This window comes from Streptomyces sp. NPDC048584 (assembly GCF_043199595.1).
Lineage (GTDB): Bacteria > Actinomycetota > Actinomycetes > Streptomycetales > Streptomycetaceae > Streptomyces > Streptomyces edwardsiae.
The window spans coordinates 284,081-296,626 of the sequence record NZ_JBICWF010000002.1; the positions used below are offsets into that span (position 1 = coordinate 284,081).

Genomic DNA, 12,546 nt, shown 5'->3' on the forward strand with positions numbered 1-12,546 from the left:
GGCAATCGTGCCGCAGGGCGGCACGGGTGGGCGCAGCGGCACCCCGCAAACGCCGGGCTGCGCAGCACCCCCCGCCCCACTGCAATCGCCGAGGAAAATCACTTCCTCTTGCGGCGGACCGCTCGGCCCACTGCTCGCTTCGCCCGGGCCGCCTGGATCCTCGCCCGGGTTCGGGGGGTGCTGCCCGGGAGGGACAGCTCGGCCAGGCGGAGGTCCGGGAAGTAGTAGCCGGGGGTGCCGGAGAGGTTGGACTCCAGCCAGCCTGTCGTCTCCGCGCGCAGTGACGGGTACGTCTTCGGCTGCATGCAGAAGCCGATCGCGCGGATCAACGGGGAGAGGGTGTCCGGGGCCCGGCCCACCGGCGCCGGGGTGTCCTCGCGCTCCAGGTCGGGGACCACGTGGTCGATCACGGCCAGCGGGACCCGGTTGCTGTTCGGGTAGGGCCGAAGCCGCCGCATCACCAGTGCCGTCCCGACCCGGGCGACGGGCACACCGTAGTAGGCGGACGCGGTCACCATCGCCGTCGAGAAGCAGCCGACGACGAGCTCGGGACGGCAGTGCTGGTACAGCGTCTCCGCCAGCAGCGGAGCGTCCAGCACGGTCAGCCGTACGCCCGCGTCCGCCGCCGCCTTGCTCAGCGCCGCCGAGTAGCCCGCGGGGGCCGTCGGATGCGGCTTGAAGACGATGGACCGGTGCCCGGCCCGTACCGCCCCGGCGAGCATACGGACATGGAGGTCCTCCTCCTCCCGCGCGCTCAGGATGTTGATCGCCGCGAGGTACTGGCCGAGGAGCACGGCCGTCGGCGCCTCCTCCAGGACGGGCGCCAGCCGCGGATCGTCCGCCGCCTCCCGGGAGATCTCGTCGAGCACACCACGGAACGCCTCGTCCGGCACGATCCCGGGCTCGACGCCGTACTCCGACAGCAGCAGCGGTGTCAGACCGGGGATCAGATCGAGGTGCAGCAGCCGGCGGATACGGCGCGCGATGGTCAGCGGCAGCTTCTCCCGCGTCGGGCCGTAGCTCATCAGCCCGTCGGCGTACACGTCGACGGCCGCCTCGGAGAAGATCGCCGCCAGCGCACGGGCCGGGTTGGCCTGGATCGACTCCACGGCGAGCTCGATCATGTCCCGCTCGTCGATGTCCCACCGCAGCCGGAACGCCCGCTGCCACAGCTCCGTGTCGTGTCCGCGCGGACCCCAGGTGCTCGGGTGGTAGGGGCTGATCGCCTCGTTCCAGCCGACCACCGAGTCGAAGCGGGCGGCGATCGGACCGTAGCCGTGCATCTCGTCGACGCGCAGCGCGGTCTCCGGGATCGCCGCGTTGTTGGAGACCAGCAGCACGCGCCGGGCGTCGCCGCGCTGTCCGTACAGGCCCGCGTCCAGCGCCGCGGCGAGGGTGGCCGCTCCGTAGAGCGTCGAGACCTGGAAGATCTGGGTCGTGTGGGGCATGGATCAGGCAGCCTTCCGCCCGTCACGCAGGCGGCTGAGCAACCTGCTCCGTGTGCTGTCGATGGTCCTGAGGGTCTCCTCCAGCGCCTGTTCCGGCATCCGCTGGAGTGCGGCCCGCGTCTCGCGCCGCAGCCGCTGGGCCGCCGCCGGCTCGTACTCGTCCGCCTTGCCGATATGGAACGCGATCATGGCGCAGTACGTCCGGACGGCCTTGAGGAGGAAGCGGTCCGCCTCCCGGTCCTCCTGGACGTCCCGCAGCAGCGCGTCGTACGCCGGGATGAAGTCCAGCTGACGGTCGTCCTTGATCTGGGTGAGCGAGGTCGCCACGCCCCGCCGGTAGAACACCCCGTGCAGCCCCAGGGAGGCGTACGTGTGGGCCTTCAGATGCAGCCGCCAGATCCACAAACGGTCCTCGGCCGTGCGCAGTTCCGTCGCGAAACGCATCCCGCCGTCGTCGAAGAGGTGGCGGCGGTAGATCCCGGCCCAGACGAAGGGGTAGTCGACCATCGTCTCCATGTCGGCGGGCGCGATCCCGTCCCGCGGGTCCATCACCGCGTTGCGCACCCGTGCCGGGGGCCGCCGGATCACCCGCTCCGTACCGGTGGCCTGGACGTGGTCGGTGCGGGCGAAGTCGCAGCCCAGCTCCTCCATCGCCCGCACCATGCCCGCGAGATGACGCGGCCCGTACCAGTCGTCGCCGTCGAGGAACGTGACGAAGTCGCCGTCCGCCGCGTCGATACCGCTGTTACGGGCCTGAGCGATCCCCTTGTTCGTCGCGTGCCGGATGACCCGCGCGCCCGGGAGCTTCTCCGCCCAGCGGTCGATCACCCAGGGCGTGGCGTCCGTGGAGCAGTCGTCGACGAGCAGGAACTCGAAGTCCGGATGCGCGTTGGCGGCGAGACTGCGCAGCGTGCTCTCGGCGAACACCTCCACATTGTGCATCGGGACGACGACGGACAGTTTCGGCACGTGGATCTCTCTTTCGGGGCTCGAAGCGGCGGTGGTACGAGGGGCTCAGGTCCGGCCGAATGTCTTCCCGAGTTCGTCGAGGTTCGACCGTGTGGTCTCCCACAGGAGCTTCTGCGCGCCGTGCACGTCCGCCACGGCGGCCGCGTGGTCGTCCAGGACGGCCGCCGCCCGCTCCAGGAGCCGGGGACCGAGCGCCCGGTCGTGCACGGACAGCCCCCACTCCTCCCGCCCGATGTCGGACAGGAAGTAGGCGAGCTTCGGATGGGAGACGAGACTGAGGATCGGCGTGCCGCAGCCGAACGGGATCATCCCCGCGTGCCCGCGCATCCCGATCACCAGCCGCGACCGGCCGTACAGCTCCCGGATCCCGTCGTTCGTCATGTCGTACAACTGCTCCACGGGCAGCGCGACGCCGTGCTCCCGCCGCAGATCGTGCACGAACCTCTCGTCGGCCGGCATATGGGCCGCGTACCGTACGTCGGCACGCTCCCGCAGGCCCTTCAGGGCGAGGGCCGTCTGGGCGAGGAAATGGCCGTAGTCGTGGCCGAAGCGCAGGCCGGCGCGGTCGTAGGCACAGTTCACCAGGACGGTGTCGGCCCGCTCCACCGGGTCGAGCGGACCGGGGACGAGGTGGCGCCACACCGTGGTCGGACAGGGCTGGTAGCGGACGCGGTCACGCAGTGGGGCGGGGAGCAGTTCGCGGACCCGTTCGATCGAACCGTGGTTGCGCAGCCCGAAGAAGGCCGACCGTTCGACCAGGACGCGCAGGCTCTCCGCGAATCGGCTCCGGCGGTAGAGCTGACCGTCGAACACGTTGTAGCCGACGGCGAACACGGCCAGCGGGGCGGTCAGCCGGGAGAGCAGGTCATCGGGGACGTTCCACTGCCAGTGGCTGTTGCCGTTGGGGGAGGTGTCCGGCAGGAAGAGCCCGCCGCCGCCCACGACCACCCCGCGCCGCGCGTTCAGCTCCTCCAGCGCGGCCTCGTCGACCAGCCGGTGCACCGGCTGCTCGTACCAGTGGCGCGACCCGGTGCCGGCGTCGAAGCACGTGCGTACGGCCTCGGGCAGCACCTTGTCGCCCGCGTTCTCCTGGCCCTCGGCGAACAACGCCACATGCGCCAGCTGCTCCGCCGCGGGCAGCGCCTCGGGCTCCGGGGCATCCGCGCGCGTCCGGACGTACCAGGCGTGGCAGCCCGCGTCGGTGGGGTCGGCCTCCAGCCCGTCACGGGCGTAGGCGTGCGCGTCCTCCTCCCGGCCGCACAGCCACGCAAGGCGGGCGAGCTGGGCGAAGGCGCGCGGAGCGGCATCGGGGGAGGCCGTCGCGAGGAGGAGACGGGCCTCGGCCTCGTCGTAGCGCGACAGCGCCATCAGACAGACGCCGAGCGTCTCCTGGCAGCGCGGTGCGTCCAGCCGGTCGCCGACGACCGGGGCGAGCACGTCCACGGCCTCGTCGTGACGTCCCTGCCTGCGGTACACGTCGGCGACCGTACGGGCCAGGTCCAGGGAGGGGCGGGCCTGGAGCAGGGGCGGTGCGAGATGCGCCAGCAGGTCGGGGTGCTTCTCACCCCGCAGGGCGCAGTAGGCGGCCCGGAACTCCTCGTCGTCCAGCTCGAAACGGCGGCGGGCCTCGGCGGCCGGACCGTACCCGGGCTCGTCGAACGGGCCGGTGAAGTGGAGCACGGCGACATGCGCGGGCACGGGCGTGTCGTCGTGGAGGCGTCGGGTGAGGAAGTCGTACCGGGCGTCGACCGGCGTCAGGACGTCCTCGGACATCCCGTCCGCGTCCGCCCGCTGGACGACCAGCAGCCCGTCCGGGAGCACCGTACGCCGCTCCCGCCCCTCCGCGTCGCAGACCAGCTGCCGTACGGCGCCGACCCCGTGCCGCAGCCGCAGCAGCTCGCCGATGTCGCCGAGGACGACCATGGCCGGGGTGAAGGCGACGACGGTGTCGTAGCCATCCAGCCGGAAGACGTCCCCGCGGCCGTCCGCCCGGCGCGTCACCACACGCGGATGCAGCCGGCGCAGCCCGTCGAACGACGAGTCCGGCAGCCCCGGGTGCAGCACCACGAAGTCCTCGCACACCCCCGGGTTGGTGAGCGCGAGGCTGCGCAGCAGCGTGGGCAGGGCGGACAGCCCGGCGGTGTCCGTGTGGACGGCGAAGGCGATCCGGCGTCTGCCGGTGACGGTGCTCCGGTCGTCGGCGGAGGAGGGGACGGTGTGGGTCATCGGAGGGCGATCCTCATCTTGCTGTCGTCGACGTGCGTCGCGCGGTCCATGACCCACTCGGCCTCCTCCGGCCGCAGCCGGCCGGGCTTGTCGAAGCCGATGAGGTCCAGGCGGGGGCTGACGTCCAGGAAGTCCAGCAGCCGCAGCACGGTGAACGCGGTACCGGCCTTCGTGCCCCAGCCTTCCTCGCCGAGCAGCGCCGGATCGGACAGCGGCCGGCGCAGGGACGCGTCGCCGGTGTGCTCCTGCGCCCCGGCGGTGAGCCGCTGCCGTACGGCACGCCGCCACGCCCCGGCCGGGTCGCCGAACACCAGCCGGACACCAGCCTGTTGTGTCCACGCGGGCCCCTCCCACGGGGTGGCTCCGCGCAGTGAGACGGCGTGCAGGTCGGTGCGTTCGCCGGTGCCGCTCCCGTTGATACGGAAGGTGTCGCAGCGTACGACCAGGTCGTAGCCGTCGATGTCGGCGCCGAGGCCGCTGCCGGCGACCTCGGCGGCGTTCGACACCAGGCACACCGCCCGGCCGGTGAGCAGGGCGCGCAGGCCGCCGACGCCGATCGGGGTGGTCCCGCCGAGCAGCGGGTCGGGCATGCCGGAGCGTTCGACGAGGCGGCGGTGGGTGGCGTACAGCCGCAGAAGGCGGCGTACGGCGGGGTCGGCGGGGCCGTGTTCGGCCACGCGTGCCTGTACGTAGGTGGCGAACTCCGGTGCCGTGACCGGGGTGCCGTCGCCGGGGAACAGGGTGGAGGCTTCCGCCAGGCAGGCGCGGCGGCGGCGCAGGGTGTCGATCCTGCGGGTCGTCTCGTCGGCGGGCTCGGCGTCGCCCAGGAGGGTGAGGTGGCGTTCGTAGGACTCCACGGCCTCGTCGTCGCGGCCGAGGCCGTCCAGGGCCCTTGCGCGCAGGCGCCAGGCGCCCTTGGAGCGCTGCCGTATCTCCGTCGAGGTCTCGGCGATGCCGAGGGCGAGGGTGTGCTCGCCCGTCTCGACGGCGCGTTCGCCGACCTTGAGGAGGGCGTCGAAGGGGTCGGCGGCCGGGGTCTCGAGCGCGGTGGTGAGGGTGCCGATCGCCTGGGTGAGGCGGGTGTCGTGCGTGGCGAGGTACGCGCCGCACAGACGGGCGCCTCGGGCGTACAGGTCCCGCCTGGCGGACTCCTTCTGCCGTGCCGTGAACAATCCCGCCAGGGGGTTCGTCATGCTTCCACCGTCCTCCGATCGGAGGCCGAGCGTGCCGCAACCCGGCGGTCCGCCGGTGGCATCGGGGTGTACGGGGGGTGAACAGTGGGCTGCCCGGGCTTGCTTCGCCCGCTCCCCGGTCTCAGCCCCTCTGGGGGATTTCGAGGAGCGGGGTCCGGGGCGGAGTCCCGGGGTCGGGACGGGAAGGGAGGCGGGGGCGAAGAACCCGGATTCCCCTCACCCCCGCACCACCTTCCGCAACGCCCGGGCCCGCCGCACCACCCGCCGCGCCGTGGCGTTGCGCGGCAGAAACGCCAGCCGCTTCGGGATACCCCCCGGCAGCCCCAGCGACGTCAGCCGCTTCCGCCGGAACCAGTGCCGCGTACGAACCCCGTAGTGCCGCCCGAGATACCCCTCCGCAACCGGCCGCAGCCGCGGCAGGATCTGCGGCTGCATGGTGAACCCCAGCGCCCCGACCAGTTCATCCAGCTCATCCCCCGCGACACCCCCCACCCCCGCCAGCACCGCCTCCGCCAGCACCGCCGGCACCCGATCACCGTTCTGGTAGGGCGTCAACCGCTCCAGCACCCGCCCGGTCCCGACACAGGCGACCGGCAACCCGTACAACGCGGAAGCGGTGAACAACCCGGTGGAGAAGCATCCGACGACCACCCCCGGCCGCCACCGCTCGTACAACACCTCGGCCGGCACCGGCACATCGAGCACACGGAACGACACCCCCAGCCGCTCCGCCTCCCCCGACAGCGCACGACTGTGCCGGACCGGCGCGGCGGGATGCGGCTTGAAGACGACCGTACGGTGCCCCCGCTCGACAGCCTCCCGCAGCATGCGCACATACAGATCCTCCTCCTCCCCGAAGGAGAGAACCCCCTGCGCCGACAGGCACTGCCCCAGCAGCAACGCCGAGTCGGCGCCGGGCGAGGACAACTCCGGGCCCGCCTGCGCCAGTTCGCCGACCACCTTCAGGAAAGCCTCGGCCGCGACCACCCGCACCGGCACATCGAACTCACGCAGCACCAACGGCGTCAGCCCCGGCACCAGGTCCAGATGCAGCACCTGCCGCACCCGCGTCCCCACCAACGGATCGAGCTTCTTGCGGGTGGGCCCGTAACTCCGCACCCCGTCCGCGTACACATGGACCGGCGCCCCCGTGAACACCTGCGCGATCGCGAGAGCGGGCGGCACCGCGAGGGACTCCAGGACCAGCTCCACCCGGTCGTCCCCGAGCCGCCACAGCCGCCGCAGATGCCGCTCCAGCAGCGGGACATCCTCCGCCCGGGGCGTCCATGCCGCCGGGTGGAACGGACGGATCGCCTCGTTCCACGACAGCACCTCGTCGAAGTGGTCGCGCAGCGGCGCGAAGCCCGGCAGCGCGTCCGGCGCCGGCCCGGCCTCCGGCACCGCGGAGACGTCGCAGACCAGCAGCACCCGCCGCTCCGCCTCCGCGAAGCAGTCCGACTCGATCGCGGCCGCCAGCGTGGCGACGCCGTACAGCGACGAGACGCAGAAGATCTGAGTGGTACCCGCCATCACGCGGCCCCCTTCCCCGCGCCGGCGCGGCGCCTCAGCCGCCGCAGCCGGGCGGCACGGTCCATGTCCATGGTCTCCAGCACCTCTGTGAGCAGGTCCTGCGGCAGCCGGCGGAGCGCCGCCGCGCTCATCGTCCGCAGCCGGCCCGCCACGGCCGGCTCGAACCTGTCCTCCTCGGCGAGATGGTGGGCCATGATCGCGCAGTACTGGCGTACCGCCTTGGGCAGCAGCCGGCCGGCGTCCCGGTCCGCGGCCGTCTCCTCGACGATCTGGTCGAAGGCGCGGATGAAGTCCAGCCGGCGGACGTCGCCGATCCGGGTGAGGGAGGAGGAGATCCCGCGCCGGTAGAACACGCCCAGCGGATTCACCACGGCGAACGACTCCGCCTCGCGGTGCAGTCTCCACGTCCACGGCCGGTCCTCGGCGGTGTGCAGCCCCTCGGTGAAGTGCAGCAGCCCCCGCTCCAGCAGCCGCCGCCGGTAGGCGCCGGCCCAGACGGACACATAGTCCACCGATGTCGTCCGGTCCGCGGGCAGGATCGCGTCGCGAGGGTCCAGCACCTCGTCGCGCAGACCGACCGGGACCCGTCGTACGGTCCTGGCGCGGTCGGTGACCCGCACATGGTCGGTACGGACGAAGTCGCAGTCCAGCCGTTCCGCGGCGGCCACCAGTTCCGACAGATATCCGGGGGCGAGCCAGTCGTCGCCGTCCAGGAACGCCAGGAACTCGCCCTGCGCGGCACCCAGTCCGGTGTTGCGCGCGGCGGCGATCCCGCGATTCCTGTCATGGCGGACGTGGCGCACCCGCGCGACACCCGACAGGTCCTCGGCGGCCCGCTCGAGAACGGCCGCCGTCCCGTCGTCGGAATGGTCGTCGACCAGAACGAACTCGAAATCCGGCCGGGCGTTCGCGCGCAGACTTCTGACGGTGTCGGGGGCGAATTGCCGCACGTTGTAGAACGGCACGATCACGGAAAGCTTGGGCACCCGAAGAACACTAGAAGGCCGCCCGGCGCGCCGACTTTCCAGTGACCGTCCAGGGGGTGAACTCCGTGTGTCGGTACGGTGTATCAGGCCTACGCGGCACGCTTTCGGAGGCTGGTTCGGCTTCCGGTGGGGTGTTGTTAACTTCTCGTTGATTCACGGTTGGGCCGTACCTAGAATTCGCTTCCTAGCGTCTTCGGCGTGCCAGCAAGTGCAACGAAGCCCCTCAGGGTCGCGGTCCTCGCGGATTCCGACACCCGGTGGAAATGGGGCGCGCTCACCGCAGACCGGGTCGCGCCGCGTGACATCCACCTGGACGGATTTCTGCTCCGGGGACGCGCCACCCCCACCGCCCGCCAGCTCGGCGAGGTCGGCGTCCACGCGGACTCGCTCCGCGAGGTCACCGCCGTCGAGTTCCTGCGCGCGATGCGCGAGGAGACGTACGACGTCCTCGTGCTCGCCCTGGTCGGCGGCGGTGCGCAGGCGATGCTGCACGGGCTGGGGCGGGTCTGGGAGGACCGGCCGAGCCGGCCCGTCGTCGTCACCGGATACGTCGGTGTCGTCTACGAGAAGCTCGCCGACGGCCTCCTGCTGCGGCACGGCGCCGATCTGGTGCTCGCCAACTCCCGCCAGGACGCGGACCGTTTCCGCGCCGTGTACGACGGGGTGGGCGCCGACTCCTCGTCGGTGACCGAGGTCGCCCTGCCGTTCCTCGGCGGAGCCGCCTACACCGGTGAACACGAGCCCTACACCGTGGTGTTCGCCGCCCAGCCCTCCGTGCCGGACAGCCGCGGGGACCGTATGTACCTGCTGAACCGGCTCGTCGGGCACGCCCGCCGGCACCCCGGACGCGAGGTGCTGCTGAAGCTGCGCTCCAAGCCCGGCGAACACACCACCCATATCGAGGAACTGCCCTACCAGAAGCTCGCCCAGCGGCTGGACCCGCCGTCCAACTTCCGCCTGGTGTACGGGCACATGGGCGAGGTCCTCGACCGCACCGACCTCCTCGTCACGGTCAGCTCCACGGCGGCCCTGGAGTCGCTGCACCGCCGTATCCCCACCGTGGTCCTCACCGACCTCGGCATCCGGGAAGCGCTCGGCAACCACCACTTCGTGGGCTCCGGCTGCCTCGCCTCCTGGGACCAGCTCGACGCCGGACACCGCCCCGAGCCCGACCCGCGGTGGGTGGCCCGGCAGGGCGTCGCCGCGGAGGGCTCGTACGAGACCGCCTTCGACGCCGCCCGCGCACGCATCACCGAACTGCTCGAACGCCCCGGCGGACTGCCGCCGCTCGCCCCGTACTACACGCCCGTCACCGCGCCCGGCTATCTGCCCGGCCTCCTCGCCCGCCACCACCTCGGCCCCGACGGCACCCCGCTGCCCGGCGCGCCCGCCGCCGACAAGGAGCCCGGACCGGTCCGGCAGATCGTGCGCCGGGCGGCGCGCGGCGCCTACCGGCACGGAGTGCAGCGCGTCGCCCCGGTGATCCGCCGGATGGGCGAACTGTGACCGGCCCGACCCCCGCTCAAGGAGCTGATCCCATGTCCCGACCGCCGACGGTGCGCCGAGTGCTCGCCGTGATCCCCGCGCGCGGCGGCTCCAAGGGCGTCCCCGCGAAGAACCTCGCCCCCGTCGGCGGTGTCCCCCTGGTGGCGCGCGCCGTGCGCGAGTGCCGGGCCGCCCGGTACGTCACCGACGTCGTCGTCTCCACCGACGACCAGGCCATCGCGGCCGCCGCCCGGCAGGCCGGCGCCGAGGTCGTCCTGCGGCCCGCCGCCATCGCCGGCGACACCGCCACCTCCGAGGCCGCGGTCCTGCACGCCATGGACACCCATGAGGCCCTGCACGGCGCCCCGGTCGACGTCGTCCTCCTCGTCCAGTGCACCAGCCCCTTCCTGATCCGCGAGGACATCGACGCGGTAGCGGCCGCGGTGGCCACGCGAACCGCCGACACGGCGGTGACGGTCGCCCCGTTCCACGGCTTCATCTGGCGCGACACGGGGGACGATCCCGTCCCCACGCCGTTCACCGGCACCCGGCCGTCGACCGAGCCCGGAGCCGTACCGGCCGCCGCGGCGGCCGTCAGCAGCCCGGCCGCGCCCGGCGCCGCCTCCACCGGCGCCGAGCCCGGATCCGGCGTCGTACCGGCCGCTGTCGCCGAGTCCGCCACGACGGCGGTCGCTCACGGCTCCTCCGCGGGCCGCGAGGCCGCACCCGGCGCCGCCTCCACCGGCGCCGAGCCCGGGTCCGGCGTCGTACCGGCCGCTGTCGCCGAGTCCGCCACGACGGCGGTCGCTCACGGCTCCTCCGCGGGCCGCGGGGCCGCACCCGGCGCCGCTTTGGCCGCCGCCGTCGCGCCGGTGCCGGCCTCGGACGGCGCCCCGGCCGCGGTCGCCGACACCCGGCACACCTCCCGGGCGGCCTCCGCCGACAGCGCCCGCCTCGCGGGCGAACCGGGCGCGGGCGCCTCCGCCGAGGCGGCCGCCGGAGGCCGGGGCGTCAACCACGACAAGGCGTTCCGCCCCCGCCGGCAGGACCGGCCCCAGGACTTCCTGGAGACCGGTGCCGCCTACGCCATGGACGCGGCCGGTTTCCGGACGCACCGGCACCGTTTCTTCGGGCGGACCGAACTCGTGCGCACCGACCCGGCCCGGGTGCTGGAGATCGACGACCCGCACGAGCTCGCCCGGGCCCGCGCCCTCGCCCCGCTCTTCGACGCGGAGCGGCCCGGAGCCCTTCCGACCGCGGCCGACATCGACGCGGTCGTCCTCGACTTCGACGGCACCCAGACCGACGACCGGGTGCTGATCGACTCCGACGGACGGGAGTTCGTCTCCGTGCACCGCGGCGACGGACTCGGTATCGCGGCCCTGCGCCGCAGCGGCCTCGAGCTGCTGATCCTGTCCACGGAACAGAACCCGGTCGTCGCCGCCCGCGCACGCAAACTCAAGCTCCCCGTGCTGCACGGCATCGACCGCAAGGACCTCGCCCTCAAGCAGTGGTGCGAGGAACAGGGCATCGCGCCCGAGCGCGTGCTCTACGTCGGCAACGACGTCAATGACCTCCCGTGCTTCGCCCTCGTCGGCTGGCCCGTGGCGGTCGCGAGCGCCCACGACGTCGTACGCGGCGCCGCACGCGCGGTCACCACCCTCCCCGGCGGTGACGGCGCGATCCGAGAGATCGCCGGCTGGATCCTCGGTCCCTCTCTCGACTCCCTCCCCAGTTAAGGAAACGCCAGATCATGAGCACCAACTCCCGCATCCGCACCTTCGGCACCCGCGAGGCCGGCCCCGGTCGCCCCGTCTACGTCACCGGTGAGATCGGCATCAACCACAACGGCGACCTCGAGAACGCGTTCAAGCTGATCGACGCCGCCGCCGAGGCCGGCTGCGACGCGGTCAAGTTCCAGAAGCGCACCCCGGAGATCTGCACCCCGCGCGACCAGTGGGACATCGAACGCGACACCCCCTGGGGCCGGATGACGTACATCGACTACCGCCACCGCGTCGAGTTCGGCGAGGACGAGTACCGGCAGATCGACGAGTACTGCACGTCCAGGAACATCGACTGGTTCGCCTCCCCGTGGGACACCGAGGCCGTCGCCTTCCTGGAGAAGTTCGACGTCCCCGCCCACAAGGTCGCCTCCGCCTCGCTGACCGACGACGAACTGCTGCGCGCCCTGCGCGCCACGGGCAAGACGGTCATCCTCTCCACCGGCATGTCCACCCCGAAGCAGATCCGCCACGCGGTCGAGGTCCTCGGCAGCGACAACATCCTCATGTGCCACGCCACGTCGACCTACCCGGCGCAGGCCGAGGAGCTCAACCTCCGCGTCATCAACACCCTCCAGCAGGAGTACCCGAACGTCCCGATCGGCTACTCCGGCCACGAGACCGGCCTGCAGACCACGCTGGCCGCGGTCGCCCTCGGCGCCGTCTTCGTCGAGCGCCACATCACCCTCGACCGCGCCATGTGGGGCTCCGACCAGGCCGCCTCCGTCGAGCCGCAGGGCCTGACCCGTCTGGTCCGCGACATCCGCACCATCGAGGCCTCCCTCGGCGACGGCGTCAAGAAGGTCTACGACTCCGAGCTCGGCCCGATGAAGAAGCTGCGCCGCGTGGCCGGCGTCGTCGCCGAGCAGGAGATCGCCACCGCCGCCGGCGAGCCCGTCGCCGTCTGAACCGCTCCACACCCCCA

The 12,546-nt window shown here is 72.6% G+C and carries 9 protein-coding genes and 1 pseudogene; 4 read left to right on the plus strand and 6 right to left on the minus strand.

Features of this window, described 5'->3' with window-relative positions:
* Window positions 1-98: 98 nt before the first annotated feature.
* From ACGFR9_RS05530 to ACGFR9_RS05555, 6 genes are all read right to left on the minus strand, one after another.
* On the minus strand, window positions 99-1,448 hold the full coding sequence (locus ACGFR9_RS05530) for a polysialyltransferase family glycosyltransferase (protein ID WP_393203192.1): 1,350 nt from the start codon (window positions 1,446-1,448) through the stop codon (window positions 99-101).
* 3 nt (window positions 1,449-1,451) lie between these two features.
* Window positions 1,452-2,417 (minus strand): glycosyltransferase family 2 protein, encoded by a 966-nt coding sequence (locus tag ACGFR9_RS05535; protein WP_393203194.1) that lies wholly within the window; start codon window positions 2,415-2,417, stop codon window positions 1,452-1,454.
* 45 nt (window positions 2,418-2,462) lie between these two features.
* Complete coding sequence (locus ACGFR9_RS05540) at window positions 2,463-4,643, minus strand: polysaccharide pyruvyl transferase family protein (RefSeq protein WP_393203196.1); 2,181 nt, start codon at window positions 4,641-4,643, stop codon at window positions 2,463-2,465.
* Window positions 4,640-5,836, minus strand: coding sequence for a hypothetical protein (locus ACGFR9_RS05545; protein ID WP_393203198.1), 1,197 nt, complete (start codon window positions 5,834-5,836; stop codon window positions 4,640-4,642). The genes ACGFR9_RS05540 and ACGFR9_RS05545 overlap by 4 nt, the downstream gene beginning before the upstream one ends.
* 216 nt (window positions 5,837-6,052) lie before the next feature.
* On the minus strand, window positions 6,053-7,366 hold the full coding sequence (locus tag ACGFR9_RS05550) for a polysialyltransferase family glycosyltransferase (RefSeq protein ID WP_393203199.1): 1,314 nt from the start codon (window positions 7,364-7,366) through the stop codon (window positions 6,053-6,055).
* Window positions 7,366-8,352 (minus strand): glycosyltransferase family 2 protein, encoded by a 987-nt coding sequence (locus tag ACGFR9_RS05555; protein WP_393203201.1) that lies wholly within the window; start codon window positions 8,350-8,352, stop codon window positions 7,366-7,368. The genes ACGFR9_RS05550 and ACGFR9_RS05555 overlap by 1 nt, the downstream gene beginning before the upstream one ends.
* 198 nt (window positions 8,353-8,550) lie before the next feature.
* On the opposite strand from ACGFR9_RS05555, the gene ACGFR9_RS05560 reads away from it, so the two are divergent.
* From ACGFR9_RS05560 to ACGFR9_RS05575, 4 genes and pseudogenes are all read left to right on the plus strand, one after another.
* Complete coding sequence (locus ACGFR9_RS05560) at window positions 8,551-9,858, plus strand: DUF6716 putative glycosyltransferase (RefSeq protein ID WP_393203203.1); 1,308 nt, start codon at window positions 8,551-8,553, stop codon at window positions 9,856-9,858.
* A 32-nt stretch (window positions 9,859-9,890) separates the two neighbouring features.
* Window positions 9,891-10,301: pseudogene (locus ACGFR9_RS05565) on the plus strand (cytidylyltransferase domain-containing protein); the annotation flags it as partial.
* Between the two features lie 33 nt (window positions 10,302-10,334).
* Window positions 10,335-11,576, plus strand: coding sequence for an HAD hydrolase family protein (locus ACGFR9_RS05570; protein WP_393203995.1), 1,242 nt, complete (start codon window positions 10,335-10,337; stop codon window positions 11,574-11,576).
* A 14-nt stretch (window positions 11,577-11,590) separates the two neighbouring features.
* A complete protein-coding gene (locus tag ACGFR9_RS05575) occupies window positions 11,591-12,529 on the plus strand; it encodes an N-acetylneuraminate synthase family protein (protein ID WP_393203205.1) in 939 nt (312 codons plus the stop codon).
* Window positions 12,530-12,546: the final 17 nt, after the last annotated feature.

What these genes read in the sequence shown, in the direction of transcription:
- ACGFR9_RS05545 (WP_393203198.1), bottom strand. Translation starts at nt 5,836, where the DNA reads ATGACGAACCCCCTGGCGGGATTGTTCACGGCACGGCAGAAGGAGTCC.
- ACGFR9_RS05575 (WP_393203205.1), top strand. Translation starts at nt 11,591, where the DNA reads ATGAGCACCAACTCCCGCATCCGCACCTTCGGCACCCGCGAGGCCGGC.
- ACGFR9_RS05540 (WP_393203196.1), bottom strand. Translation starts at nt 4,643, where the DNA reads ATGACCCACACCGTCCCCTCCTCCGCCGACGACCGGAGCACCGTCACC.
- ACGFR9_RS05550 (WP_393203199.1), bottom strand. Translation starts at nt 7,366, where the DNA reads ATGGCGGGTACCACTCAGATCTTCTGCGTCTCGTCGCTGTACGGCGTC.
- ACGFR9_RS05530 (WP_393203192.1), bottom strand. Translation starts at nt 1,448, where the DNA reads ATGCCCCACACGACCCAGATCTTCCAGGTCTCGACGCTCTACGGAGCG.